The organism is Acinetobacter sp. CIP 102136 (assembly GCF_000369685.1).
GTDB classification, from domain to species: Bacteria; Pseudomonadota; Gammaproteobacteria; order Pseudomonadales; family Moraxellaceae; genus Acinetobacter; species Acinetobacter fasciculus.
Genome location: NZ_KB850142.1, coordinates 1,304,692 through 1,330,706, shown reverse-complemented (window position 1 = coordinate 1,330,706; position 26,015 = coordinate 1,304,692). Strand labels below are relative to the sequence as shown.

The window sequence follows — 26,015 nt, the reverse complement described above, 5'->3', positions numbered from 1 at the left end:
TTTTATCGCTGAGATTACTGCCCTGAACGGATAATGTAATCAAATGCAGACAATGACGCCTTGGCACCTTCACCGGTCGCGATGATGATCTGCTTGTAGGGTACAGTGGTACAGTCACCTGCAGCAAATACGCCTTTCACATTGGTTTCGTTGCGGTCATTAATCACAATCTCGCCACGGTTGGTTAGCTCAACAGCTGTTTCTTTCAGGAAGTCCGTATTTGGCAACAAACCGATTTGCACGAAGATCCCCGCCAGCTCAACCACATGCTCTTCATCGGTGGCACGGTCTTTATATTTCAGGCCGGTCACCTGTGAGCCATCGCCCAGTACTTCAGTCGAGAGGGCATTCTTGATCACCGTAGTGTTTGGCAAACTGTTGAGTTTGTCTTGCAGCACCTGATCCGCACGCAACTTAGTATCAAATTCCACCAGCGTGACATGTTCTACAATCCCTGCCAGGTCAATCGCGGCTTCAACACCTGAGTTACCGCCACCAATCACAGCAACACGTTTGCCTTTGAACAGTGGACCATCACAGTGCGGACAGTATGCCACACCACGAGTTTTGTATTCCTGCTCACCTGGAACATTCATCTCTCTCCAGCGTGCACCTGTAGATAGGATCACAGTCTTCGATTCAAGTTTTGCACCGTTTTCAAGTGTCACTTCAACTAAACCATTCGCAGTTTCATCCGCACCTTTGATGTTAGAGACACGTTGCAAGTTCATGATATCGACCCCGTATTCACGCACGTGGGCTTCCATCTCGGCAGCAAACTTCGGACCTTGGGTCTTCTGTACAGACGTAAAGTTTTCAATATCCATGGTATCCATGACCTGACCGCCCATGCGTTCAGCCACGATCCCGGTTTTAATGCCTTTACGTGCTGCATAGATGGCTGAAGTATTCCCTGCAGGACCACCACCGATCACCAGGACATCAAAGGCATCTTTGGCATTCAGCTTTTTCGCATCTTTGGCAGCGGCATTGCTATCCAATTTGACAATGATTTCTTCCAGCGTCATACGACCCTGACCGATATGCTGGTTGTCCTGGAATACCATCGGCACCGCCATGATCTTGCGTTCTTCGACTTCGTCCTGGAAGAAAGCCCCATCAATCATAGTGGCAGTAGTGCCCGGGTTATAGATGGCAATCAGGTTGAGTGCCTGAACCACATCCGGACAGTTATGGCAGCTTAACGATACAAATACGTCAAAGTTGGATTGAACACCCAGGCTCTTGATATTCGCCAGCACTTCATCCGAGACTTTCGGTGCATAACCGGAAGTTTGCAGCAATGCCAGGATCAGCGAAGTGAACTCATGGCCCATTGGCAAGCCTGCAAAGAACACACGCGGTTCCTCACCTTGTTTGGCAATCCCGAAACTTGGCGCACGTGCATTGGTCCCGTCAAAGCGTGCAGTGACCAGGTCAGACAGTGCAGCCACTTCGGCAACCAGTTCCTGGATTTTGGCTGATTTGTCAGAGCCATCTAAAGTCGCGACCAGTTCAATCGGGCCTTCCAGGCGTTCTAATAAGGTTTTAAGTTGAGCTGAAGTATTTTGGTCTAACATTGCTAACGTCTCCAAAGGAGTAAATGTTTATTTGATAACAGGATATTAAATGAATTGCATAAATAGGTAAAACAGTTTGTTTTTATTTTGTTGATCGGATTTACAGATTTATTGAAAAATTCATCATTAATTTCAAAGTTCTATATGGATTCAAAAGATTAATTTTCAAGTAGTTTAGAGCAAGAATAATGATTTTCAGCTAAGATTAAAACAAGATATTTGAGACTTGAATGATGGAATTACAACGCGGTATTTATCAACATTATAAGGGACAGCTTTATCAGGTGTTTCATGTCGCCACGCACAGTGAAACTGAAGAAAAGCTGGTGGTTTATCAATGTCTCTACGGTGATTATTCAATTTGGGTACGTCCTTTAACGATGTTCACTGAAACCATTACCACTAACGATGATCGTGAAGTAGAGCGTTTTAAATTGATTCAGGCACTTTAAGCCCAACAGACTCAGGGAAGAGTGATGCAAAACTCAGATGAATTTGAAGGATTCATGCAAAAATTATATGAAAAATTTCATAGGCATGATCTTAAGCAGTCAGATCGACTGCACCGATATCGTAATATAGAACCAGAATCAGGCCGATTTTTATCTATGCTGATTCGTGCGCAACAATCCAAAAGTATTCTGGAAATTGGGACTTCTACTGGTTATTCCACTTTATGGCTGGCAGAAGCGGCTCGGCAGACTCAAGCCATGATTACAACTCTTGAAATTAATGCAGAACGGGTTGCTCAGGCAAAGCAATATGCGACAGAAATAGATCTTGCAGATTTAATCAATTTTAAAGTAATTGATGCTCAGGTTTATCTGGAGGCAGAAAAGGAAATATTTGATTTTATCCTGTTAGATGCTGAACGAGATGCTTATGTCAGTTACTGGCCACATTTGAGTCGATTACTTAAAGCAAAGGGCGGGTTACTGGTAGTTGATAATGTCATTTCACATGCAGCAGAAGTCGAAGAGTTTATTGCCTTAATTCAGCAAGACCCACGTTTTATCATGAGTATTGTACCCATAGGCGCAGGTTTGCTGATGGTGGGATTTCGTTAAATGGATTCACTTCAATCCATGCAAATTTTATTAAAATGTAAATTATATTCGAGATACTTTTCTACGAATGCGGCTTTGTCTTGGCGTCTTAACAGGTTGTCATAAATAAATTCAGGTACGGGATGATACAGCTCGGCATGACCATTACTGTATACAATTTTCAGGTGGCGGCTTGAGGGATTGTATTTCCAAGAAATCACGGTAAGCAGTTTTTGCATATGCGTTCCTCCACTGAATATTTCTTATCTTATCATTTGAACTTATGCCATATGGCTCTGCAGATGTATAGCTCAATTGTAAGAATCGGTAAGGATTATGAGAAAGCGAAGCAAAAGATATGCCTGAATTTTTATATGATGGATCAAGAAAGAAATAGGACTGCAATATTTTAAGTCCTAACAAAATAATTTAAAAAAATAAAATCCAGTATTGCACTGACATAAAAGTTCAAACCATAAAAAACCACGCTAAAAAGCGTGGTTTTTTTGAATCAGTTCAATCTAATTAAAATTAGATTTTACCCACTAGGTCGATTGAAGGAGCAAGAGTTGCATCGCCTTCTTTCCATTTAGCTGGGCAAACTTCGCCTGGGTGAGCGTGTACATACTGAGCTGCTTTAACTTTACGAAGAAGTTCTTGAGCGTCACGGCCGATACCACCAGCGTTGATTTCAACGATTTGGATTTTACCTTCTGGATCGATCACGAAAGTACCACGATCAGCAAGGCCGTCAGCTTCGATTAATACGTCAAAGTTTTTAGCAAGAGTCCAGTTTGCATCACCAACCATTACATACTGGATTTTTTTGATTTCTTCTGAAGAATCGTGCCAAGCTTTGTGAGTGAAATGCGTGTCAGTAGAAACTGAGTAGATTTCAACGCCTAGTTTTTGGAATTCAGCGTAGTTGTCAGCAAGGTCACCAAGTTCAGTCGGGCAAACGAAAGTGAAGTCAGCTGGGTAGAAGAATACAACAGACCATTTGCCTTTCAGGTCAGCTTCAGTAACTTCAATGAATTTGCCGTTTTGGAATGCAGTTGCTTTAAATGGTTTAACTTCAGTATTAATTAAGCTCATCATTGTCTCCATGATTGAGGTAGTCTTTGATTTTGAATAAGAGTATCGAAATTTTGGTTGATGCTAAAATGGTATTTTTACATTACAAACATCGGAAAAACCGAATTAAGTAAAAACGCGCCACTTTGGCAAAATCGCTTTGTTCATTGAGCAGCATCAAGATGATGGCCTGATGACAAAATTATCTCTTTTTCCTCGTGCTAGCAAACATGATGTTGAAACCAAAAAATTCAAGGGTCAATTCGGAAAAAAGCATAATTTCCACAAAATAATTTAAATATCAATTCCAAACTTGGACTTATGATTAAATCTAATCAGGGAAACTCATGCGTGTCATTTAGATATTTTGACAGGTTTATAGTGCGGAATTGAGAGAAATCAGGCAGCCAAAGCCAATTTGTCCGGCACTTAACAGAACTACGACTATCTGAAATCTAATGAACCAAGTAAAATAAACCTTTCCGGTTTTTTGATGTGGGTGTTTTCTCTGTGCAGAGTCATTTAAATGTAGATCAATGGATAATGGCGCGTGACCGTCACCGTTTAAATCGACTGAAAAAAGGGAAAGACGCAGATGCTAAGCAGTATCAGGAATTATTTGAAAAATCCAATCTGAAAGTACGGCAACGGCTTGAGCGTCTTCCGAACATCAAGCTAAATCAGGATCTGCCGGTAACCCAGTATGCTGACAAGCTGATTACCGCGATTCAAAAGCATCAGGTTATTATTGTAGCTGGTGAAACCGGTTCTGGTAAAACCACCCAGTTACCGCAAATTGCTATGCTGGCTGGACGTGGCCTGACCGGAATGATCGGACATACCCAGCCGCGTCGACTGGCAGCCCGCAGCGTATCACAGCGTATTGCCGAAGAAGTTGGCGAAAAACTCGGTGAATCAATTTCCTTTAAAGTACGTTTTACGGAACAGGGTTCACAAGACTCAATTGTGCGTTTGATGACAGACGGTATTTTACTGGCCGAACTGACGCATGACCGATACCTGACCAAATATGACACGATTATTATTGATGAAGCGCATGAACGTTCGCTGAATATCGACTTCATTATGGGTTATCTGAAGCAGCTATTGCCACGTCGTCCCGATCTGAAAGTCATCATTACTTCAGCAACCCTGGATGTAAACCGTTTTAGCAGTTACTTTAATGGTGCACCAATTTTTGAAGTGGAAGGCCGCAGCTTCCCGGTAGAGCTGCGTTATCGCCCGATCTCGGAAATGAGCATTGGCGGTAGTGATGATGATGAGTTTGATGATTTTGAAGAAAACCTGCCTCGCGCTGTGGTCAAAGCAGTCGAAGAATGCTTTCAGGATGCACAGGAAAAAGGTCATCCCGAACATGCCGATATCCTGATTTTTGCCAGTACCGAGCAGGAAATTCGCGAGTTACAGGAAACCCTAATCAAACATGGGCCACGCCATACGGAAGTATTAACTTTATATGCGCGTCTGGCGCTGGCCGAACAGCAGAAAATCTTTAATCCTTCTGGTGGCGGGCGACGCATTATTATTGCCACCAACGTAGCAGAAACAGCTTTAACCGTTCCGAATATCCGGTATGTGATTGATAGCGGTTTTGCCCGTATTTCGCGTTATAACTATCGTTCACGGGTGCAACGTCTACCAATTGAAGCCGTTTCTCAGGCAGCCGCGAACCAGCGTAAAGGTCGTTGTGGTCGTATTGCGCCGGGTGTCTGTATACGTCTGTATTCTGAGGAAGACTTCCTGAGCCGTCCTGAGTTTACCGAACCAGAAATAAAGCGAACCAACCTGGCATCTGTAATTTTGCAGATGCAAAGTCTGAGCTTGGGTTCACTCGAAGATTTTGATTTCATCGAACCACCAGATCATCGTTTGGTCAATGATGGCCGCAAGCTCCTCATTGAACTGGGGGCAATGGCTGAGAAAAATTCTCCTAAAACTGAAGATGATCAAGCAAATCCCTCTCTTGCGTCGCATAACGCCTCACCCTTCGAGAAAGGGAGACTTCAAAGCCGTGGCTTAACCAAGATCGGTCAGCAAATGGCGAAAATGCCGATCGATCCACGTCTGGCCCGCATGATTCTTGGTGGTGCACATTTTGGCGTGCTGAATGAAGTGCTGGTGATTGTGGCCGCACTTGCAGTTCAGGACCCGCGTGAACGCCCTGCGGACAAGCAGATGCAGGCGGATCAGAAACATGCACTATTCCGTGAAGCCGATTCTGATTTCCTGTTCTATATCAAGCTTTGGGAAACGCTACACAATAATCGCGAAAGCATGAGTGAAAATAAGCGCCGTACTTTTGCGCGTAATCACTTCCTGAGCTGGCTGCGTTTACGTGAATGGAAGAAAACTCATGAGCAGCTGGTGGATTTGGCTAAGGGTTTAAAACTGTCATTTAATGAAAATAAAGCCAGTTATGAGAATCTGCACCGTGCCTTGTTGACCGGTCTCTTATCATTTATCGCCAACAAGACCGATGAGCGTAATGTTTTTATGGCGGTGCGTCAGCAAAAAGCACGGATTTTCCCAGCTTCTACCTTGCACAAGACCAATACGCCGTGGGTGATGGCCTTTGAAATGGTCGAGACTTCCCAGGTGTATTTGCGTACCCTAGCCAAGATTGAGCCGGAATGGATTCTGCTGGCCGCGCGTGACCTGCTCAAGCATCATTATTTTGAACCGCACTGGTCGAAAAAAGCTGGTGTGGTGAATGCCTATGATCAGATTTCATTATTTGGTCTGATTATTGAGCCGAAACGCCCAATCAATTATGAAAAAGTAGATCAGGCGGCCGCGCATGAAATTTTCTTGCGGGATGCTTTAACCACTGGGCATTTAGGCATTACTCCACCATTTTTAAAGCATAACTTGCTTAAACTGGAAGAAGTCGAGCGAGTAGAAGACAAATTACGCCGTCGTGATCTGGTGGTTGATGAAGAAACCATTTACCAGTTCTATGCCTCGAAAGTGCCGCCTGAAGTGGCCAGCCGTCGTACTTTTGAAGACTGGCGTGCCACGGTTGAGCCTCAGAATCCGCGTTATTTATTTGTCGATGATGATGCGCTATGGCTGAATGACCGGCCGACGACACAACAATTTCCGGACTATTTGCACAATGGTAGCCTGCGTCTGGCTGCAACCTATCGTTTTGACCCGAGTCATGATGAAGATGGCGCGACAGTTAAAATTCCCCTGCAAGCCTTGGCCCAGGTCGATGAAGGTATCTGGTCATGGGGGATTCCGGGTTGGCGTCTGGATCTGATTGAAGCATTGCTAAAAGCTTTGCCGAAGGATAAGCGCCGTAATCTGGTGCCGATTCCGGATACTGCACAAAAACTCATAGCAAAAGTAGATGCGCAGGATTTACAGAAACATATTTTTAGTTTCTTGGCATTCCAGTTGCGAGGCGATCAAATCACGGAGAAAGATTTCAGCTTTGACCGGGTCGATCAGTATCTGTTGCCTTTTATTAAAGTTACTGATGAAAAAGGCCGTGTCATTGAACAAGGGCGTGATCTTGCTGAGCTGAAAGCGCGCTGCCGGACTGAAACGCATAGTCCGGTCAAACAGCTTAAAGGTGAATTTAAAACCTTCCCAGAAAGCTTTGTATTTGAAGCCTCGCAAAAAGTCACCGGTGTCGTGGTCAAGCAATATCAGGCGCTGGTTCCAACCAAAGCTTTTGCTGCCCTAGAGCAGAAAGATGAATCGGGTGTAGTGATTCAGACTTTCAATGATCAGGCTGAAGCGGTCAAAAAACATCGTGAAGGGGTGATCCGACTGGTGCATATGCAACTCGGAGACTTGACTCGTCAGTTGAAAAAACAGATTTCCAAACCTCTGGCGCTGGCTTATTCACCACTCGGTGATAAGGCACAACTGGAACAAATGTTAGTTTATGCCACAATACACATGTCCATTAATGAGCTTCCTGTCAATGCGCAAGAGTTCCAAAAGCTGGTTGAAGATGTAAAAAAATCTTTCCTAACTTATGGCCAAATTTCCCTGAAAGAGATCACGGATATTTATATCCAGTGGCAGGAAATCCGCCGGAAATTATTGGTTTTAGACCATTCTGTGTTTGAAAAAAATATCAATGATATTGAAGATCAGCTTGATTTAATGAGTCTTTCTGATTTTGTTTATCGTAAACCTTCTGATGTCTGGGTTGAATTTCCACGTTATTTAAAAGCTTTGATCTTACGTTTGGAGCGCTTGCCCAATAATCTACAAAGGGACAATTCCGCCATTGACCAAATTGATCAATGGATGGAAAAATTATTTCAGTTTAAAGATGACCCTCGTCTGAAAGAATTATATTTCATGGTCGAGGAGTTAAGAATCTCATTGTTTTCACAACCGATGAAAACAAAAGCACCCGTGTCTCCAACTCGCTTGCAAAAAGTATGGGATCGTCTTGGAATCAGTTAAGATATAGGTAATTCAGATAAGGAATTTTACATGGGCATCCGCATTACGGGTACTGGCTTATTCCATCCGGAACATGTCATCACCAATGAAGAATTAGTTGAAAGTTTAAATGCTTATGTGGAACTGTTTAATCACGAAAATGCTGACAAAATCGCTGCAGGCGAAGTGGAAGCACGTCGTGGTTCTAGCGCAGACTTTATTGAAAAAGCATCTGGCGTACAACGCCGTTATGTCGTAGAAAAATCAGGTATTCTTGATCCAAAACGCTTACGTCCAAATTTACGTGAACGTGCAGATGATGAAATTTCACTGCAGGCAGAATGGGGTGTAATCGCAGCCAAGCAGGCGATGGAAAATGCCGGTGTGACTGCCGAAGACATTGATATCGTGATCTTGTCATGTTCGAATTTGCAACGTGCTTATCCTGCTGTGGCGATCGAGATTCAGACCGCTCTAGGCATCAAAGGTTATGCCTATGACATGAACGTGGCGTGTTCTGCAGCAACATTTGGTCTGAAACAGGCTTATGATGCGATCAAAGCAGGCGCGCGCCGTGTGTTATTAGTGAATGTGGAAATTACCTCTGCACATACCGATTTCCGTTCACGTGACTGTCACTTTATTTTTGGTGATGTGGCAACCGCTTCAATTATTGAAAATACCGACAGCAAAACCGGTTTTGAAATTCTGGATTCTGAGTTGTTTACCCAGTTCTCGAATAACATCCGCAATAACTTCGGTTTCTTGAATACCTCTGAAAATGCTGACATTGACGACAAGCGTTTCCGTCAGGATGGTCGTAAGGTATTTAAAGAAGTCTGTCCACTGGTTGCGAAAATGATTACTGCGCAACTGGAAAAGAATCAGATTGAGCCGACAGGTGTTAAACGCTTCTGGTTACACCAGGCCAATGCCAGCATGAATGAACTAATCCTGAAACTGGTCGTCGGCAAAGAAAATGCCAAACCTGGTCTGGTACCGATCATTCTGAATGAGTTTGCCAACACTTCTTCTGCCGGGGTGATCATTGCCTTGCACCGTACTGCACATGAAGTTGAAGATGGTGAATACGGTGTATTGTGTTCATTTGGTGCCGGTTATTCGGTGGGTTCGATTCTGGTCCAAAAGCGCGTGGCATAGTCCGGAGTAGATAAGGAGCAGACAGCTTGCAGGTCAAACATGATGGGCAATGGATTAGACGCTTAAGTGGCTTATCCAAATTATATTTTACCCCTACCTTTTTAGGGGCTGAATATATTGATGCCAGTCGGCCTGCAATGTATGTCGGTAATCATTCCATGTACGGCATCTTTGATTCGCCGATGCTGATTGATTATCTCTATAACGAACATAAGGTGGCTGTGGTCAGTATTGCGGATCATAGCCATTTTTATGTACCGTTATGGCGTGAAGCCGTGAAGAAGTTTGGGGCAGTTGATGGCATCCAGCATTATGTACGTGCTGTGATGCAGCAGGGTTATTCTATTCTGGTCTTTCCGGGAGGTGGACGCGAAGTACTCAAACGTCAGGGTGAACAGTATCAACTGATCTGGAAGCAACGCTACGGATTTTTAAAGCTGGCTCAGGAATTCAACTATGATATTGTCCCTTTTGCTGCGCTTGGTGGGGATGAAGTCTATGAGATTGGCTTTGATGCCAATAAGATCATCCAGCATAAATATTTTCAAAAACTCCTCAAAGTACCACAACTCAATAAATTATTACGTCAGGGCGATGTGATTCCATCTTTGCCTAAACGATTATTCCCAAAACGCCTGCCATTTTATTTTCAGTTTATGCCGCGACAATCGATTGCTCAGGTTCAGACTCAGGAAGAGCTGATTGCATTTCGACACAGCTTGCAGCAACATATTTATACCGGCTTGGCCGAGCTTAAGGCGCTACGTCAGCAAGACTAAAAAAGAAAAATTCTTCCTGTAAAATCTAGGCTATGATCTATTGAAATGTTCTATTTTTAGCAATGAGGATGCATGGACGGTTTTATAGTGCAAGTGATGCCATAATGTATTTTTAAGTGTTCACTGATTGGCGATCAAGGACTCAGCATGATCCAATATAAAAATAAGATGATTCTAAGATGACCGAGGTGTACGTATGGAACAGGAAAGCTTGGTAGCATCTTTAAGGTTATTGGCACAACAATGTTTACGGATTTCTCCAGAGCTGAACCAGCTTTATCTTGATCAGATGGCAATAATTGGTCATCTGAATGCACAAAATTTAATAAAAATTCAGCAGGATCAGTGCCGGATTGAATTGCTGGATGGTCTGTTTTATATCCAGTTTCATACTCCCTATGCACTAGACTCTGGAGCTGCACCTGCTTTGGTTGACAGTCATTTTTATTTTCAGCAATGTAAGGCAGAAGCCCTGGAGGAATTCTTTTTACAGGATATCTATTTCCTGACTGGCGATTTAAAACCACAGCATTCGCTGTATTTACGCGACAAAGCCAAACAGTTACGTCAGCTTATCCTGGCTCAGGTTTATGCGTGGGTTAATGGCCTGGAACGGGTGTCCGAATTTTTGCAGCAAATGTCGATTGTTCAAGCTGAGATTATCGACCAGCAGCTGATCAAGGCCGGGTTGTATACAGCACCTGTCATGCAAAACTTTATTCAGGCTGAACAAGAGATTCCACAGCAGATTCTTGAAAGCTTGCAACAGGCTTTTTCTTTGGAGTGTCTACAGCAGGATGAATTCCTGTCGATCCAGTCATTGATGGACAGTCTGGATGAGTTCTATTTTAGCGCCGCACAGTTTTTGCCTCCGGCACTGTTCCGGATTATGTCGCTGTCTTTTGAAGAGCGCTTTAATCTGCATGAATTGAATGATCATACTGATGATATCTGTTTGCTATATCGGCATGCTGAGGAGCAAAGTAATTTGCTCGGTTTTGTCCGATTGATGAACCGGGACGTGTGGCATCGGGATGATTTATTATCCAAACGGAATTTCCTGGAAAATCATCCGTATTTATGGCAGAAAAAAGTAGCCCGATTGCCACTATTTGATTGTCATCGTGCCGTGAACTGGATCTTCAAGCAACCGGCCGAGGTACTGGACTGGATCAGTAATAATATCCAGCATAGCAGTGTACGCGTTGCAGTAACTGCCTTAAGTTTTGTAGACAGCCATCATATTCATCCCCAGATTATTTTGGCGACTTTGCAATATTTTCAATATGTCTCGGCGCGACTGTTTATTCATAGCATGCATGAATATGCAATCCAGCATGACTGGTTTCAGCATCAGTATAATCAGGCGGTGGTATTAAAAGGCACACGCCAATCGATTGAGGATCAGCGGATTGCGATTAGCCCTTCAATTCTGTATCTGGACGAATGGATGGAGCTGCTGCGCAATGTGGTTAAAATGGATGATCAGCTGACTAAAAAGGTTTATCTGAACTTGAGCCGGATGATGCAGGCTTATATGCAGCATTTATATAAAATTACGGCGCATTTACCCGATGAGGTTCTGGTGTATATTCAGCCTCAAAGCCAGCAGAATCGTGATTTCTATAATGTTCTGCACCGCTATCGCATTCCTTTTACTGAGTTCAGGCAGCTGTTTTATTTGCAAAGCGGGCATGTACGTGAGTCGCTATTTGACAGTTATGTGCGTGACTATCTGGTAGAGTATTTTTCCAGCCATACAGAAATACCGAAAAATCTGAGCTGGACCAGTTTGTTTAATCAGGCGGTCGTCTGGCATGATCAGGTTCAAAAGCAGGAAATGATCGCCAAGCTGAAAAAACAGTTCGCACTGGTGAACTGGACACCAATCACTCAGGTTTCATTTTTACTGTATTTCAACTGGCGTTTTGAAGAACTTAAAACTTTGGATCGGATTTTAGAGGAATCTAAAATTTTCAGGAACTGTCTGGCGGCAAGCTATGCTCAGCAAATTTTGGAAGGGCAGTATGTGGCCTTTCGTATGTCTCATCCTGCTGTGCGCCTACCCTTGATCTTGGGGTGTCAATTAGTGAATGGACAGGTGATTTTTGATCAGCTGGAATATCCGAATAACCAGAAAGCAGAAGCTGAATACAGTAATATCGCCATGCATTTTATTAACTGGCTCAACTTGCAGGCCTGACAGTTCAATACAGCTTGTTTTCCTCCATGACGCTTAACTTTTCCGCTAAAAATCGTTAGGCTATAGCCGTTCTTTTACGGTATTGCTCTTATGAAACAGGAAACTGCCCTTAAGTTACTCAAAGCAGGAGAAAATGTCTTTTTAACCGGTTCTGCCGGTGCAGGAAAAACCTATACGCTGAATCAATATATTAATTATTTAAAGGCACGTAAGGTCGCCGTCGCGATTACCGCATCGACCGGTATTGCAGCCACACACATGAACGGTATGACCATTCATACTTGGGCAGGCATTGGCATTAAAGACTTTTTGTCTGAAGAAGACTTAAAGCGGATGAAAGAGCGCAAATACTTAAAAGAACATCTGGAAAATGCGCAAGTCCTGATTATTGACGAAATTTCAATGCTGCATGCCAAGCAACTGAATCTGGTCAATCAGGTACTGAAATATTTCAAAGAAAGTGATGAAGCCTTTGGTGGTATTCAGGTGATTGTAGCAGGGGACTTTTTCCAGTTACCGCCAGTCGGTAAAAATGATGAGCGCAACCGCGACAAATTCTGCTTTATGTCGGATGCTTGGGTCGAAGCCAAGTTTCGTGTCTGTTACCTGACCGAGCAGCATCGTCAGGGCAATGATTATCTGAATGACATTCTGAATGCGATCCGTGCGCAGGCGATTAGCCATGAACATCGCACGGCTTTACAGGCCACCCGACATCAAGAAATCGGCGAGACCTATACGCGCCTGTATACGCATAATATGGATGTGGACAGTATTAACTTTAAACATCTGAATGAAATTGACAATGATCCGCGTCAGTTTGATGCGCAGTGTGATGGCAATGAAAAGCTGATCGAGACTTTAAAATCGTCAGTGCGAGCGCCTGAAGCCTTAACCCTGAAAAAACATGCCAAAGTCATGTTTGTGAAAAACAACTTTGATATGGGTTATATCAATGGCAGTCTGGGCGAAGTGATCAGTTTTGAAGAAGATGATGAATATGGTGTGCTGCCTAAAGTCAAACTGACTGATGGCACGACACTGGTCGTTGAGCCTGAAACCTGGTCGGTAGACAATGAGGCCGGTAAAACCATTGCCAGTTTCCAGCAGATTCCATTGCGTCTGGCTTGGGCGATTACCATTCATAAATCACAAGGCATGACCCTGGAAGCCGCTGAAATTGATCTGAGTCATACCTTTGAAAAAGGACAGGGCTATGTCGCGTTGTCCCGTTTAAAAAGCTTAAATGGCTTACGTTTAAAAGGCTTTAATGAACAGGCTTTGGAACTTGATAGTCTGGCGATTAAAGCCGATCGCCGTTTTCAGGAACTTTCTGATGAGGCTGAAGCGAATTTTGAAAATGTCGATTTGACGGCACAGCATAAGGCCTTTATCCGACATTGTGGCGGGACTTTGAATGAAGTTGAAATTCAGCGCAATGAGAAGAAAATTTCCAAGAATGCTGGAAAACAAAGCTATGCCACTGCAACGCTAGACGAAACGCGTGAACTGTTTGAAGAAGGTTATGAAATTGCCGATATCGCGACTGAACGTGGTTTGACCCCGGCAACCATCATTAATCATTTGGGGCGTTTGCATAAAGAGCAAGGACTAGATATCTCGCTGGCGCATCCGGGTGAGGAAGTGGTGGAGCAGGTGCGCAAGATTTATAAACGCCTGACCAAGCGTCAAAACTCGGAACATTTTAATGATGACGGTTCTATTAAGCTGCGTCCGATTGTGGAACTCACTACACCTAAAATGGCTTATGACCAGGTGCGTTTGGCTCTACTATTTGTAGAATAATCATCAAAATGATGTTTAAGAGTTCTTAAGATGCACAGTTTATTCGTATACGGCACGCTTCGTCCGCAGCAACCCAATGCCCCTGTCATGGAGCGGATTGAAGGAAGCTGGAAAGCCGGTTATATTCGTGGGCATTTGCAGCAGCGTGGTTGGGGTGCTGAGCTGGGTAGCCCGGGTATTCAGCTTAGTGATTCGGGTGAGACTGTTCCGGGTTATGTATTCATATCCGAGAATCTTCCCCAATATTGGGATGAACTGGATGCATTTGAAGGCGATGAATATCAGCGTATTCCGGTTAAAGTATATTTGGAAAATGGTGAGATGATAGAAAGTTTGGTCTATGCTTTGAAAGATTAGACTGGTAGGTGTCATTTATTGGGTTTCAAATTTTATCGGATTACCACTTTTAAAGATCATGCACTTTCCTTTATCTCAGTTTTGAAAGATTGGATTAATAAAGTATTCTGTTGATTCGGTAGTATCTTCTGAGCAAGCCTGAAGCACTGCTTTAAAGCTTAGCGCAAGATAATCAAGGGGTGATCTGCATATTTCCGGTCATGTGATTCTTCTTGAGAAATCATTGCATACTGGTGAAGGGCGCTGATGATTTGAACATTATTGTGTACTAATCAATAAGGATAAAATCCCAGCCGCAATTAAAGGACCGACTGGAACACCGCGTAATACTGCTACACCTGCTACTGTGCCTAATAACAGTCCGGCCACTACATCTGGCTGATTGGACATCAGCTTCACTCCACGTCCTCCCAGCCAAGCGACAAAGACCCCAATCGCAATTGCCAGCAAAGACTTCCAGCTCAGGAAAGATTTGAGAATACTTTCCCCTGAAATTTTGCCACTGGCAATTGGTGTCAGAACACCAATGGTCAGAATAATAATCCCGATATTTAAACCGTGCGCCTGTACATAGGGTAATAAACTGCTGAGAGGCGTGATTTTTAAAACGATTAACACCGCTGCAGCAATGGTGACGGCACTATTGTGACTGAAAATACCGCAAGCCAGTAAAACCAAAAGAACAATCAGATTCAGATCAAGTTGCGACATAAGCGGGAGAGAAAGAATGAAAAATAAAGCTATTGTAGAGCTTTTCAACGCATGATACCTAGAAAACAGCGGAAGAAACCAAATTCAGGACTGTTTCAGGATAGAATGCACAGGTCTTCACTCGATACAGGTATAAACAGATGCTATTGGAAAAAATGTTGCAGTCACAAGGTTTCGGCTCCCGCAAGCATTGTCAGCAACTGATTAAAAATGGTGCTGTTTCAATTCAAGATGAAGTGATTGACAATCCTAAACATAAACTGGATTTGAATAACTTAAATTTCGAGGTTTATGGGAAAAGTCATACCTATCGGGAAAAAGTCTATATCGCATTAAATAAGCCACAAGGCTACGAGTGTTCGCATCAGGCGACGCATCATTTTAGTGTGTTTGATCTGTTTGATGACATTCTGCTGAATCGGGGGATTCAGTGTGTAGGCCGTCTGGATCAGGATACCACCGGACTGCTACTCCTGACCGATGATGGACAGTTCCTGCAAGCGCTCACCCATCCGAAAAAGCATGTCGCCAAAGTTTATCAGATGCAAACTGCAGATCCAGTCACGGATGAACAGATTCAGCAACTAGAACAGGGTGTTGAATTGAGAAATGAAAAAGGAATTTTTGCAGCTACTGAAGTGACTCGATTGGCTGAAAATCGTCTACAAATGACCATTCATCAAGGCGTCTATCATCAGGTGAAGCGCATGCTAGCTGCCGTAGGCAATAAAGTGGAACAGCTACATCGTGCACAGATTGGTGCTTTGGCCTTGCCTGAACTGGCTGAAGGAGAATGGCTGTATTTAAATGCTGAACAGGTGGCACAGGCCAAATTCCGCTCAGAATAATAAATTTTTTATTCGCTTGAAATGTGATGAAAAAGATTAGGACTTATTTCAGGAAACAGTGATAGGTCTGAAATTCATCATCCTTGATAAATCCCATGGATTCATACAATTTATGCGATTGATAATTATTCTTTTGGGTTTCTAGGGTGATTCTTAAGGCTTGTTCATGTTTGGCAAATAAAATCGCGGTATCAATCAGTTGTTTGGCTGCGCCCTGACGCCGAAAAACCGGCGTGATATAGACATCATCCAGAATATAATAGGTCGAGCAGGCCACCGAAGAAAAACCCAGATACAGGATAATAAAGCCGGTAAATGTATCATCTTTGGTATTGATAAAAATAACAGTCTGCCCATCTTCAAAACGCTGTTTTAAAAATTGGTAAGAGAGTTCAGGATTGGAAGACGTACCATAAAACTGTCGATATTCATCAAATAATACCGCCAGCTGATTCAGGTCTGCTGACTGGGCGCGTCGTACAAGCATTGCATACTCCATGCTAATTTTTTATTGATTATCAGCATCAAGCATAGCGAAGTTTATGAGTGGCAGGCTTTAGAAATTGTTCGGAAATGCAACAATGTTAAATTTTGTCGCTTTCACCCAAAATGGCATTCAGTTCTTCAAATAAATCAAGATGATCATCATCCAGCTGGATCTCCTGATCATCCAGCAGATTCAGGGCAGAACTGGAAAGTGCATTTTGCTCGGTTTTCGCTTCATTTTGTTTCAGCTTGCGCAAGCGGATCAGTTGTTCCAGATTGATATTCTGGTTTTCAATCGAGAAGGGGATCGATTTGGTAATCACCACCTGCTTGAAAAAAAGACGTACGGCCTGAGCTGGCGTAATCCCCAATTGCTTAAATACCGCAAAGGCTTGTTTCTTCTCTTGCGAGTCCAAGCGAATTTGATAAACTTCAGTTTTTCTCATAATATTTTTAAAGCTTTAAATTACTTAACTTTTCGCCTTTATTCTAATCAATTACGTTTGAAATTCAATCTTAAAGCGACCGATTTTAGAAAATAATCTGTAATGACAAGCGATTTACAGTGTCAATTCAAGTTGCGAGCTGAAATTTAAGCTTTTCTGCGTGATCGGATCGATGAATTGAATATGTTTGGCCAATAAACTTAAAGGTGCATAAAAATCATCTTCCGCCTTGTGTGCTACCTGTGGATAAAAGGGATCATGACGGATCGGAATACCCAGATGATTCAAATGCACCCGTAATTGATGTTGTTTGCCAGTATGCGGTTTCAGCTCATATTTAGCCCATTCTGTATTATGTTCCAGCAGGTCAATCACCGTCTCGCTATTCGGCGTTCCGTCTAGCACGTGCATGGTATAAAAGGGCTGTCCCTTTTCCATTCTTAATCGCGTGATCAATGGAAATTTTAAATCAGGGTGATAGGCCGCAATCGCATGATAGGTTTTCTGAACCTGACGTGTGGCAAACATCTGCTGATAGATTCCACGCGATTCCACGCATTTGGAAATCAGGACCACACCTGCCGTTTCACGATCCAGCCGGTGAATGGGCGTTAAATGCTCATTGCCGGTTTGTTTTTTAAGCCGAACCAATAGCGTTTCCTGCACATATTGTCCGGTCGGACTCATAGTCAAAAAATGCGGTTTATCGACCACCATGAAATGCTCATTTTCAAATAAAATCTGATGTTGAAAAGGAACATGCACTTCATGTGCCAAAAAGCGATAATAGTAACAATGGCTATTAGCCTGAAATGGACTTTCTGTGGTTAATTGATTGCCCTGAGCATCATAGACCAGACCTTCGTTGAAACGGGACTGCCATTCATCTGCTGTGATATGCGCGAATTGTGTGCATAAATAAGCAAAAACTGTCAGGGACGCATCCGGACTGGCTGGCAAAAATACTTTACTGGCACTGACCCCATTGAGCATGGGCGGGTTAAATTCAACAGTTGGTTGCATGGCAGGCAGATTAACCTCTTAAGGAACAGATGCTGTGAAAAAATACAGTTTCTCACACGGGTGAATAGGCTTTTAAAGCGTGGCGATGCTATCATATTTATTCTTTTGCATCATGTCGTGAGTAATATGCCTTATTCATTTAATGTCACTTTAAATCATGAAGACGATACCCAAAAACTAGCCAAGGTTCTGGCGGAGAATTTCCCTGCGGGGGTCGTGTATCTGATTGGTGACCTAGGGGCAGGAAAAACGACGTTAACACGTTATTATTTGCAACAGCTGGGTCATAAAGGTTCAGTGAAAAGTCCAACTTATACACTGGTCGAACCCTATCAAATTAATGGTCAGGATATTTTTCATTTTGACTTGTATCGTCTGAATGATCCGTATGAACTGGAACTGATGGGCATCCGGGATTACCTGGAAACACCGAATGCGCTATTTTTATTTGAATGGCCATCTAAAGGTGGTGATGAAATTCCGCAAGCTGACCTGATTATTGAAATTTTAAAATCTGAAGATGAACTTACCCGTACTGCAAGCCTGATTTCATCGAATCTTGCTTTACGAGAGGCTCTGGAGCGTCAATTTTCACATGTCGAATGATTTAAGTCTGCGCCGTATTCGTGCCCTTGATCCTGCACTTGCCAACCAGATTGCCGCAGGTGAGGTGATTGAACGTCCGGCTTCTGTGGTCAAGGAGTTACTGGAAAACTCGATTGATGCGGGGGCGACAGAGCTGATCATTCGGGTCGAACAGGGCGGCAGTACTTTAATTGAAATCATCGACAATGGACGCGGAATTCATCATGAGGATTTGCCGCTGGCCGTGATGCGTCATGCCACCAGCAAAATCCAGAGTGCTGATGAGCTGTATGCGATTAGCAGTCTGGGCTTTCGTGGCGAAGCACTGGCGTCGATAGCAGCAGTTTCACGCCTGACCATGATCAGCAGTCAAAGTGACGAGGGCATCGGTTATCAGGTCGAAGTCAATGGCACGGCTTTTGATCATCAGGAAATTCAGGCTGTTGCGGCCTCAAAAGGGACGCATATCCGGGTTCAGGATTTGTTTTTTAATGTGCCTGCACGGCGTAAATTCCTGAAAAAACCGGGCACTGAATTTGGTCATATCGAAGAAATTGTGCGCCGTATGGCACTGACGCATTTTGATATCCGTTTTGTGCTAGAACATAATGAAAGCATCAAACTGAATTTACCCGTGGCGGATAGCGGCGCTTTGCGTTTTCAGCGGGTACAGCAATTGCTTGGCCGCCAGTTTACTGAAAATGCCTACTGGATGGATGCAGACAGTATCAACATGCGTTTATCTGGCTGGCTCGGCCATCCTTCAGATGCGCGTGCACAGGCGGATCTACAATATGTCTATGTAAATGGCCGGATTGTCAAAGACAAAACTATTTCTCATGCCTTGCGTATGGCCTATGACGGTATTTTGCATGGTCATCAGCATGCGGCCTATTTACTGTTTTTGGAAGTTGATCCTGAAAATATCGATGTTAACGTCCATCCGACCAAGCATGAAATTCGCTTCCTGAATCAACGTGAAGTACATGAGTTTGTGCGGCATTATGCCAAGGAAATGCTGGCACAATTCCAGACTGCGACTGCGGATCTGGCCGAGGCGATGAAACAGGATCAACAGCCTAATTTTGTGGCGCCACAACCACGCTATCAGGAGCAGTTTAGCCTGCATCAGGCTGCGCATTCGCAGCAACAGGTAGCTAGAACGATATCTACTGCAGATGAAAACGAAGCTTCTGATGTGCCGACCGATTTTGCTTCTTCACATCCACAAGCTGTGAATTATGCTCGAGACTACAGTGCATCCTATGCAGGTTCACAGCAGCTGAATAATGCCTTGCAAAGTTATTTAGCTCCGCTGAGAGAGAGTTCAGAAACTGAAACCCTTAATCCTGCTCAGTCTTTTCAGACATATGTAAAGTCTAAAGTCGATGAGCATCCATTGGGCATTGCCATTGCCCAGTTACATGGTATCTATATTCTGGCGCAAAATACCGAAGGTCTGATTATTGTTGATATGCATGCAGCACATGAACGTATCGTTTTGCAGCAAATGAAATCGGCTTGGGATAAGCCTGAATTCTGGACGTCACAGCAACTGCTGATTCCAAAGGTCGTAAACATTAGCCGGATGCAGGCGATGCGGGTAGAAGAACTTAAGGAGCAACTAGCACGTTTGGGTCTGGAAATCGATCAGTATGGTGATGAGCAAGTCATCGTACGTGGTGTACCGGCTATTCTGCACAAGGCCGATTTCGATGCCCTGATTCCTGAATTATTGAATGATTTAGATCCGGGTGATCAGGCACAAAGTCTATTGCAGAAGCGTGACCAGATTCTGGCAGGCATGGCCTGTCATGGTGCAGTGCGTGCACATCGTATTTTAAGCTTGTCTGAGATGAATGCCTTGCTGCGTCAGATGGAGCAAACCGAATTTGCCAGTCAATGTAATCATGGCCGTCCGACTTGGCGCGCCTTTCCATTGGCTCAACTAGATAAACTTTTTGCTCGAGGAGAGTAGTTTTACATGTCCAATCAATTGCCGGTCATCAATTTAATGGGGCCAACTGCAAGTGGTAAAACCGCTTTGGCATGTGAGCTGTATGAGCAAGGAAAATTTGAGCTGATTTCGGTCGATTCTGCGCTGGTTTATCGGGAAATGGACATTGGTACAGCCAAGCCCTCTAAAGAGGAGCTGGCGCGCTATCCGCATCATCTGATTGATATTATCAGTCCACTTGAAGTGTATTCTGCAGCCAACTTTGTCGAAGATGCTTGCCGCCTGATTGATGATATCCATGCGCGTGGTAAAACCCCAATTCTGGTTGGCGGAACCATGCTGTATTTTAAGGCCTTGCTTGAAGGCTTGTCAGATAACCTACCAAGTGCAGACTATGCTATTCGAGCTGAGATCGAAGCCAAGGGTGAGCAGGAAGGCTGGGAGGCTGTTTATGCAGAATTATGTGCAGTTGATCCGATTGCCGGTGAAAAATTCAAGGTCAGCGACAAGCAGCGCATTATTCGTGCCTTGGAAGTTTTTAAATTGACTGGTGAGCCGATTACAAAACTACAGGCAGAACAACCTAAAAACTTACCATATCGTTACAGTTTCCATAATTATGCGCTGATGCCAGATCGGTTAGAATTACATGGGCGTATTGAACAACGTCTGGAAATTATGTGGAAAAGCGGTTTTTTAAATGAAGTTGTGAATTTAATTGAAAAATACGATTTTAATGAAAATTTACCTTCCATGCGTTCTGTGGGTTATCGTCAGGCTATAGAATTCTTAAAAAATGCTGATAAAACCAAGGAAAAGCAACGGGAAATGGAGGATAAAGCTTTATTTGCGACACGACAACTTGCAAAACGTCAATATACGTGGTTAAGGTCTTTGCAAGAAAAGCATAAATTTACAACATATTTTACGCTACAGCAGGCTCAAGAAGACTTGCGAAACTGTCACGGATAAAGCAAAATTTAGGGACTATCTTTTTTATAATTTTTAATTGAAAAATAGAGATAGTTTTTGCGCTGATTTTTAATTTTTTTTGGAGTTATAACATGTCTAAAGGTCAAACTTTACAGGATCCATTCTTGAATTCTCTCCGTAAGGAACGTATCCCAGTATCTATCTTCCTGGTAAACGGTATTAAATTACAAGGTCATATCGAATCTTTTGACCAATACGTGGTTTTATTAAAAAATACAGTAAGCCAAATGGTTTATAAGCATGCAATTTCAACTGTAGTGCCTGCACGTAATCCACGTCCTGCTGGCGCGCCTGCTGGTCCACAAGGTGCAGGCTTCGGTGGTCAAGGTGCTGCAGGTGGCTTTGGTGGCGGTCAAGGCACTGGCGGCTTCGGTGGTCAAGGCGGCTTCGGCGGTCAAGGCGGCGGTTTCGGTGGTCAAGGCGGCTTCGGCGGTCAAGGCGCTGGCTTCGGTGGTCAAGGTGGCTTCGGTGGTCAAGGCGCTGGCTTCGGTGGTCAAGGCGGCTTCGGTGGTCAAGGTGCAGGCTTTGGCGGTCAAGGCGCTGGCTTTGACAACGATACTAAATTTGAAGACTCTTCAGACGATGAAAACAATCGTTAATCGAGTTTGAAAATTAAAAAAACCTCTCTATATGAGAGGTTTTTTTAGATCTGTAAGTTTTAGTTGTTTAAATAAAAAAGCCAACGAGATACCATTGGCTTTTTAGCATTCTGGTAAGACTTAACGGTTACGTTTAGGATCCAGTTGTGGGTCTTTGATTTCCACATAGGCATTATTGCGTGTTTCACGTAACCAGCTATCTAATTCGGCATCAAATTGACGCTCACCCAGTAATTGGCGAGCCATACGTTCCTGATATTCTTGGGTCATATCTTGTTGACGTGTTTCGCTCACTTGCAGAATATGCCAGCCAAACTGGGATTGAAACGGCTTGCTGAACTGACCCACTGGGGTGCTTTTCATCTGCTGTTCAAATTCAGGCACCATTACCCCAGGGCTAACCCAGCCAAGACTTCCGCCATCACGAGCCGAGCCAGTATCGTTAGAGAAAGTTGAAGCTAAAACAGTAAAATCTTCACCTTGTTTCAGGCGATTATACAGACTGTCAATCATCTGCTTGGCATTTTCAGGACTGACCACTTCAGACGGTTGAATCAGAATGTGTCCTGTTAAATATTGAGGAACAAGGGCTTTCTGTTCGCCACCTTTACGCTCCAAGAGTTTCAGAACATGTATACCATCAGCGACAGGGATCAGTTCAGACGTCTGGCCCGGTTGCAGGGTGGTCACGCGTGCAGCCAGTTCTGCTGGAATTTCTGACAGGTTTCTCACACCCATATCAGCAGCTTCGACCTTAATGCCGCCAGTGCTGTATTTTTTACTGATCGCCTGAATGTCATTGCTGCTATTTAATTCTTGCTTTACCTGTGTTGCAATTTGTTCAGCATTTTCACCGCTTACCCGTAAATGCAGTACATGGACCTGACTGCCAAGCAAAGCCTGACCTTGCGGGGTGTTTAGGAAGTTTTTAACATCTTGATCTGTGATCTGAATGCGTGAAGTCACGATTTGTTGACGTAAACGATTCAGTGCTAAATCTTCAGCAATACGGTTACGTAAAGAAGCATAGGTATTTGGTGCCATGGCATCCAGCTTCTGCTGGAAGGCTTCCAGACTCGGTGAACCAGAATCACGGGCAACTTTCAGAACGGCTTCATTTAAAGCTTTTTCATCTGGACGAATATTATAACGTTTAACTTGTTCAAGCTGTGCTTGACGAATAATCAGTTGCTCTAAGGCTTGTTGCTCAAGATATTGTTGTGGTGGAACTGCCTTTTTCTGTTTTTGCAGCTGATGAGAGATTTCAGCTACACCTTGAGCCAAATCACTACGCAGAATAATACTATTGTCGACTACAGCTACAACTTCATCTTTAGGTTGGGCAACAGCAAAAGTCGTCATCGCTGAAGAAAGGCATAGCGCAAGTGCGGTTGCTTTAAAAATTTGTTTTAACTGTTTTGTCTTCATTAACGTTCTGTCCAAGTTTGATTGATATTGTTAAAACCTAGAATACGATTTTCTAGTAATGAGGTGAGTTTGCTGCTTAACCCACCTAAGCCTTTCAGGCTGACTTCGGCCATAATAGCGCGTTTGGCTTTGACGTTTGAATCATTAACGTCATCTAAGTCATTGTAATATGAGCGACCATAAACAGAAACTCCCCAACAGCATGACTCATAGTTCACGCCAAGTAAATATTCCCGTGCGACACTATTATCCAGGTCAAACTGCGCATGTCCAACCAGACGCCAGTTGTTGGCAATGGGCTGGATAAATGAACCGACAATCTGGTCATAGTTGTCCTGACGGTTCGGAATATCTTTGCGATAGAAATAGCCTAAGTTATAAAGATTGCCTTGATCACCGGTATAATAAACCTGCAGATCGCGCTGGGCATTCGATCCATTCGACATCCAGCTTGAGTTCAGATTAACGTGAACATTATTTGACAGTTGACTCGTCAGTTGAATAACAGGGCCGGTATGGCTTTCACGGTCAAATTCATCTGCATCATTTTCCAGTGTCACACGGCGATCTTCAAAGAAAAAGCTCTGTCCAACGCTGGCACGCAGGCGCTCCAGACCTTCTTCATTAAACAGGCTATAGCTGAGGCCGAGAGAAGCGAAATTATTGTCTTCCAAACGGTCATTACCATAAAAGCGACGCGCACTGAAAAGTTGATCATAATTAATCGAAGCAACGACTGAATCAAAGTTCGGCTGATTCTGCTGGTTTTCATATGGTGAATAGGCGTAGAACAGACGAGGCGTTAAGGTCTGTAGATACGTACCTTCTTTTTCGAAAATTAAACCGGTGTCCAGCGTGAATTGTGGTACTACAATTGAATTATTTTCACTAGACACGCTACGGCTTTGGGTTTTTTCATCATAGAAAGTATTGATATTGCGTACAGTCGCCTGAGGTATGAAGAATGACCACGGGGTATAATGATTATAACGCACGGAAAAGTCGTTATAGATTCGTGTACCACTTGGTTGATATACCTTCTCACCCTTTGGATCAGTATCAGCGAAATTTCGCAGGTCTTTCTGGAAATAAGCCGTATCGTTATTAAACTCAAGCTGTAATCCCAATGGATTGCCAGTTTTATAATTGACTAAAAGCTGCGGCAAACGTGCATAAGGACGGTCTTCATCCAGTACGGTTGGATCTAGGGTTTGGAAATCTTCGACTTTGAATTGTGCCTTTAAGCCAGGAATACCATTTTTGTAATTGACTTCCCAGGCACGGCGTAAGTTCAGATCAGTTTTAGAGTTCGGGTTGTTATCCAGATCGGCGAAGTAATCTTTGTCTGAAGCATAGTTATATTCAAGGTTGGTGGAGAGCTGATTATTGATCTGCCAGTTATGTAAGAAATGCAGGCTTTTACGGTCTTCATCGCTATAGCTTTCATCAGAAGGTAAATAACCTCCCCAAATACGGCCTTCACCATAATTCTCAGTCAAATAACGGAACTCGCCATCCAGCATTGCACCGCGATCGCCAATATAACGCGGCGTAATCGTCGCATCATATTGCGGTGCTAAATTCAGGTAAACCGGAACACCCAGTTCCAGACCACCATCATTGGTAAAGCCAAATGTGGGGGTTAGAATACCAGTAGTGCGGCGGTCATCAATCGGGAAGTTAAAATAGGGAACTGCCAAGACCGGAACATCTTTGACATAGAGTTTGGTATTACGGGTTTCACCACGTCCAGTTTCCTGGTTCAGCTTGATTTTTTCTGCCTGGATTTTCCAAGTCGGTTTTTGCTCAGGTGGACAGGTGGTATAGGTCGCATTTTCCAGTTCTACCGTCTCGGTTGAGGTTCTGGCGATCTTTTCTGCCCGACCATGCGCATGTTGCTGTTCTGCGATATAGAAGCTGTTATTTAGATCGCCTTGCTGGGTTTTCAGATTATAGTTGATATCATCACTTTGCGAGATTAATCCACCTTGCGCAAGTTGTACTCGACCCTCTGCCTTGGCATAAGTCTGGGTTTGATCAATGGTTACGCGTTCGGCACGAATCTGGCGACCTTGCTGGTCAATGATGACATTGCCTTCTAAATAAGAGTCGCCTGCTGGATTGTAGTGACCATAATCTGCAGTAATGGTGGATGTAGCCTGATCTGGCGCAACGGTTGCTGCATCTGGGGCAATCGGGGTGACCCAGGCACCTTTACAGTAGGCAGAGCTTAAATATTGTCCCTGACGTTGCTGTGCTTCAGCAGAGGATTTATCGACATAATATTGCGAGAAGAATGCTTCACCTAGATAGGTCTCATTAATGCGCTGTTTGAGTTGTTCTGCGTTTACATCGGACGAGACATTTGATGCAGCATAGCCGGAGGCTGAGCTGCCACATAAAAGGGTTAAGATCGCAGTCGCTAGAGGATTTATTTTAAAGTGATGCTTCATTTGTCTCATTAACCAATCATGCTTTTATCGCAATTAATTATTGTCGCATCAT

At 43.7% G+C, this 26,015-nt stretch carries 22 protein-coding genes; 13 read left to right on the top strand and 9 right to left on the bottom strand.

Features of this window, described 5'->3' with window-relative positions; translation table 11 throughout:
• Nucleotides 1–14 precede the first annotated feature (14 nt).
• The gene (gene ahpF, locus F893_RS11740; protein WP_005103503.1) at nucleotides 15–1,580 is read right to left on the bottom strand and encodes an alkyl hydroperoxide reductase subunit F; all 1,566 of its coding nucleotides are present in this window, start codon (nucleotides 1,578–1,580) and stop codon (nucleotides 15–17) included.
• A gap of 233 nt (nucleotides 1,581–1,813) precedes the next feature.
• Here ahpF and F893_RS11735 point away from each other — a divergent pair, with 233 nt between their 5' ends.
• Both F893_RS11735 and F893_RS11730 read left to right on the top strand, forming a co-directional pair.
• The gene (locus tag F893_RS11735) at nucleotides 1,814–2,032 is read left to right on the top strand and encodes a DUF1653 domain-containing protein (RefSeq protein ID WP_034436473.1); all 219 of its coding nucleotides are present in this window, start codon (nucleotides 1,814–1,816) and stop codon (nucleotides 2,030–2,032) included.
• A 24-nt stretch (nucleotides 2,033–2,056) separates the two neighbouring features.
• Nucleotides 2,057–2,647 carry an O-methyltransferase gene (locus tag F893_RS11730; protein ID WP_005103501.1) on the top strand — a complete coding sequence of 197 codons (591 nt, stop codon included), beginning with the start codon at nucleotides 2,057–2,059 and terminating at the stop codon, nucleotides 2,645–2,647.
• Between the two features lie 11 nt (nucleotides 2,648–2,658).
• Here the strand turns inward: F893_RS11730 and F893_RS11725 are convergent, their stop codons facing one another.
• Both F893_RS11725 and ahpC read right to left on the bottom strand, forming a co-directional pair.
• Nucleotides 2,659–2,865: a KTSC domain-containing protein gene (locus F893_RS11725; RefSeq protein WP_004645498.1), complete on the bottom strand. Its 207-nt coding sequence runs from the start codon at nucleotides 2,863–2,865 to the stop codon at nucleotides 2,659–2,661.
• A 292-nt stretch (nucleotides 2,866–3,157) separates the two neighbouring features.
• Entirely contained in the window at nucleotides 3,158–3,721 is a 564-nt protein-coding gene (ahpC, locus tag F893_RS11720) for an alkyl hydroperoxide reductase subunit C (protein ID WP_004278916.1), read from the bottom strand.
• 489 nt (nucleotides 3,722–4,210) lie between these two features.
• On the opposite strand from ahpC, the gene hrpA reads away from it, so the two are divergent.
• The 6 genes from hrpA to F893_RS11690 all read left to right on the top strand — a co-directional run bounded on the left by hrpA (nucleotide 4,211) and on the right by F893_RS11690 (nucleotide 14,434).
• Complete coding sequence (gene hrpA, locus F893_RS11715) at nucleotides 4,211–8,149, top strand: ATP-dependent RNA helicase HrpA (RefSeq protein WP_171065635.1); 3,939 nt, start codon at nucleotides 4,211–4,213, stop codon at nucleotides 8,147–8,149.
• Nucleotides 8,150–8,179: 30 nt separating this feature from the next.
• A complete protein-coding gene (locus F893_RS11710) occupies nucleotides 8,180–9,289 on the top strand; it encodes a beta-ketoacyl-ACP synthase III (RefSeq protein ID WP_004278914.1) in 1,110 nt (369 codons plus the stop codon).
• Nucleotides 9,290–9,315: 26 nt separating this feature from the next.
• A complete protein-coding gene (locus F893_RS11705) occupies nucleotides 9,316–10,068 on the top strand; it encodes a 1-acyl-sn-glycerol-3-phosphate acyltransferase (protein WP_005103497.1) in 753 nt (250 codons plus the stop codon).
• A gap of 196 nt (nucleotides 10,069–10,264) precedes the next feature.
• On the top strand, nucleotides 10,265–12,271 hold the full coding sequence (locus F893_RS11700) for a hypothetical protein (RefSeq protein WP_005103496.1): 2,007 nt from the start codon (nucleotides 10,265–10,267) through the stop codon (nucleotides 12,269–12,271).
• Nucleotides 12,272–12,361: 90 nt separating this feature from the next.
• Nucleotides 12,362–14,077 (top strand): AAA family ATPase, encoded by a 1,716-nt coding sequence (locus F893_RS11695; RefSeq protein ID WP_004645492.1) that lies wholly within the window; start codon nucleotides 12,362–12,364, stop codon nucleotides 14,075–14,077.
• Between the two features lie 30 nt (nucleotides 14,078–14,107).
• Nucleotides 14,108–14,434, top strand: a complete 327-nt coding sequence (locus F893_RS11690; protein ID WP_005103494.1) for a gamma-glutamylcyclotransferase family protein — start codon at nucleotides 14,108–14,110, stop codon at nucleotides 14,432–14,434.
• 258 nt (nucleotides 14,435–14,692) lie between these two features.
• Here F893_RS11690 and F893_RS11685 read toward each other — a convergent pair whose 3' ends face one another.
• Nucleotides 14,693–15,145, bottom strand: coding sequence for a DUF441 domain-containing protein (locus F893_RS11685; RefSeq protein ID WP_004645490.1), 453 nt, complete (start codon nucleotides 15,143–15,145; stop codon nucleotides 14,693–14,695).
• A gap of 140 nt (nucleotides 15,146–15,285) precedes the next feature.
• Here F893_RS11685 and F893_RS11680 point away from each other — a divergent pair, with 140 nt between their 5' ends.
• Complete coding sequence (locus tag F893_RS11680) at nucleotides 15,286–15,993, top strand: pseudouridine synthase (RefSeq protein ID WP_005103491.1); 708 nt, start codon at nucleotides 15,286–15,288, stop codon at nucleotides 15,991–15,993.
• A gap of 43 nt (nucleotides 15,994–16,036) precedes the next feature.
• Here F893_RS11680 and F893_RS11675 read toward each other — a convergent pair whose 3' ends face one another.
• From F893_RS11675 to F893_RS11665, 3 genes are all read right to left on the bottom strand, one after another.
• Nucleotides 16,037–16,480 carry a GNAT family N-acetyltransferase gene (locus F893_RS11675; protein ID WP_004278907.1) on the bottom strand — a complete coding sequence of 148 codons (444 nt, stop codon included), beginning with the start codon at nucleotides 16,478–16,480 and terminating at the stop codon, nucleotides 16,037–16,039.
• A 97-nt stretch (nucleotides 16,481–16,577) separates the two neighbouring features.
• Nucleotides 16,578–16,925, bottom strand: a complete 348-nt coding sequence (locus F893_RS11670; protein WP_004645487.1) for a type II toxin-antitoxin system RelB/DinJ family antitoxin — start codon at nucleotides 16,923–16,925, stop codon at nucleotides 16,578–16,580.
• Between the two features lie 114 nt (nucleotides 16,926–17,039).
• Nucleotides 17,040–17,948 carry a pseudouridine synthase gene (locus tag F893_RS11665; RefSeq protein WP_005103488.1) on the bottom strand — a complete coding sequence of 303 codons (909 nt, stop codon included), beginning with the start codon at nucleotides 17,946–17,948 and terminating at the stop codon, nucleotides 17,040–17,042.
• A 126-nt stretch (nucleotides 17,949–18,074) separates the two neighbouring features.
• On the opposite strand from F893_RS11665, the gene tsaE reads away from it, so the two are divergent.
• The 4 genes from tsaE to hfq all read left to right on the top strand — a co-directional run bounded on the left by tsaE (nucleotide 18,075) and on the right by hfq (nucleotide 22,082).
• Nucleotides 18,075–18,554 carry a tRNA (adenosine(37)-N6)-threonylcarbamoyltransferase complex ATPase subunit type 1 TsaE gene (gene tsaE, locus F893_RS11660; RefSeq protein ID WP_004645485.1) on the top strand — a complete coding sequence of 160 codons (480 nt, stop codon included), beginning with the start codon at nucleotides 18,075–18,077 and terminating at the stop codon, nucleotides 18,552–18,554.
• Nucleotides 18,544–20,511: a DNA mismatch repair endonuclease MutL gene (mutL, locus tag F893_RS11655; protein WP_005252260.1), complete on the top strand. Its 1,968-nt coding sequence runs from the start codon at nucleotides 18,544–18,546 to the stop codon at nucleotides 20,509–20,511. Before tsaE ends, mutL begins: the two co-directional genes overlap by 11 nt.
• A gap of 6 nt (nucleotides 20,512–20,517) precedes the next feature.
• Nucleotides 20,518–21,462: a tRNA (adenosine(37)-N6)-dimethylallyltransferase MiaA gene (gene miaA / locus F893_RS11650; protein WP_005252258.1), complete on the top strand. Its 945-nt coding sequence runs from the start codon at nucleotides 20,518–20,520 to the stop codon at nucleotides 21,460–21,462.
• Between the two features lie 92 nt (nucleotides 21,463–21,554).
• Complete coding sequence (gene hfq, locus F893_RS11645; protein ID WP_005252256.1) at nucleotides 21,555–22,082, top strand: RNA chaperone Hfq; 528 nt, start codon at nucleotides 21,555–21,557, stop codon at nucleotides 22,080–22,082.
• 120 nt (nucleotides 22,083–22,202) lie between these two features.
• Here hfq and F893_RS11640 read toward each other — a convergent pair whose 3' ends face one another.
• Entirely contained in the window at nucleotides 22,203–23,510 is a 1,308-nt protein-coding gene (locus F893_RS11640; RefSeq protein WP_005252255.1) for a peptidylprolyl isomerase, read from the bottom strand.
• Nucleotides 23,510–25,963 carry an LPS-assembly protein LptD gene (locus tag F893_RS11635; protein WP_005252254.1) on the bottom strand — a complete coding sequence of 818 codons (2,454 nt, stop codon included), beginning with the start codon at nucleotides 25,961–25,963 and terminating at the stop codon, nucleotides 23,510–23,512. Before F893_RS11635 ends, F893_RS11640 begins: the two co-directional genes overlap by 1 nt.
• Between the last annotated feature and the right edge of the window lie 52 nt (nucleotides 25,964–26,015).

Excerpts from the sequence above, each read along its gene's own strand:
- mutL (WP_005252260.1), top strand. The coding sequence starts at position 18,544 with ATGTCGAATGATTTAAGTCTGCGCCGTATTCGTGCCCTTGATCCTGCA.
- F893_RS11710 (WP_004278914.1), top strand. The coding sequence starts at position 8,180 with ATGGGCATCCGCATTACGGGTACTGGCTTATTCCATCCGGAACATGTC.
- F893_RS11675 (WP_004278907.1), bottom strand. The coding sequence starts at position 16,480 with ATGCTTGTACGACGCGCCCAGTCAGCAGACCTGAATCAGCTGGCGGTA.
- tsaE (WP_004645485.1), top strand. The coding sequence starts at position 18,075 with ATGCCTTATTCATTTAATGTCACTTTAAATCATGAAGACGATACCCAA.
- F893_RS11685 (WP_004645490.1), bottom strand. The coding sequence starts at position 15,145 with ATGTCGCAACTTGATCTGAATCTGATTGTTCTTTTGGTTTTACTGGCT.
- miaA (WP_005252258.1), top strand. The coding sequence starts at position 20,518 with ATGTCCAATCAATTGCCGGTCATCAATTTAATGGGGCCAACTGCAAGT.
- F893_RS11640 (WP_005252255.1), bottom strand. The coding sequence starts at position 23,510 with ATGAAGACAAAACAGTTAAAACAAATTTTTAAAGCAACCGCACTTGCG.
- ahpF (WP_005103503.1), bottom strand. The coding sequence starts at position 1,580 with ATGTTAGACCAAAATACTTCAGCTCAACTTAAAACCTTATTAGAACGC.
- F893_RS11670 (WP_004645487.1), bottom strand. The coding sequence starts at position 16,925 with ATGAGAAAAACTGAAGTTTATCAAATTCGCTTGGACTCGCAAGAGAAG.
- F893_RS11635 (WP_005252254.1), bottom strand. The coding sequence starts at position 25,963 with ATGAAGCATCACTTTAAAATAAATCCTCTAGCGACTGCGATCTTAACC.
- F893_RS11735 (WP_034436473.1), top strand. The coding sequence starts at position 1,814 with ATGGAATTACAACGCGGTATTTATCAACATTATAAGGGACAGCTTTAT.
- ahpC (WP_004278916.1), bottom strand. The coding sequence starts at position 3,721 with ATGAGCTTAATTAATACTGAAGTTAAACCATTTAAAGCAACTGCATTC.
- F893_RS11680 (WP_005103491.1), top strand. The coding sequence starts at position 15,286 with ATGCTATTGGAAAAAATGTTGCAGTCACAAGGTTTCGGCTCCCGCAAG.
- F893_RS11725 (WP_004645498.1), bottom strand. The coding sequence starts at position 2,865 with ATGCAAAAACTGCTTACCGTGATTTCTTGGAAATACAATCCCTCAAGC.
- F893_RS11690 (WP_005103494.1), top strand. The coding sequence starts at position 14,108 with ATGCACAGTTTATTCGTATACGGCACGCTTCGTCCGCAGCAACCCAAT.
- F893_RS11700 (WP_005103496.1), top strand. The coding sequence starts at position 10,265 with ATGGAACAGGAAAGCTTGGTAGCATCTTTAAGGTTATTGGCACAACAA.
- F893_RS11730 (WP_005103501.1), top strand. The coding sequence starts at position 2,057 with ATGCAAAACTCAGATGAATTTGAAGGATTCATGCAAAAATTATATGAA.
- hfq (WP_005252256.1), top strand. The coding sequence starts at position 21,555 with ATGTCTAAAGGTCAAACTTTACAGGATCCATTCTTGAATTCTCTCCGT.
- F893_RS11665 (WP_005103488.1), bottom strand. The coding sequence starts at position 17,948 with ATGCAACCAACTGTTGAATTTAACCCGCCCATGCTCAATGGGGTCAGT.
- F893_RS11695 (WP_004645492.1), top strand. The coding sequence starts at position 12,362 with ATGAAACAGGAAACTGCCCTTAAGTTACTCAAAGCAGGAGAAAATGTC.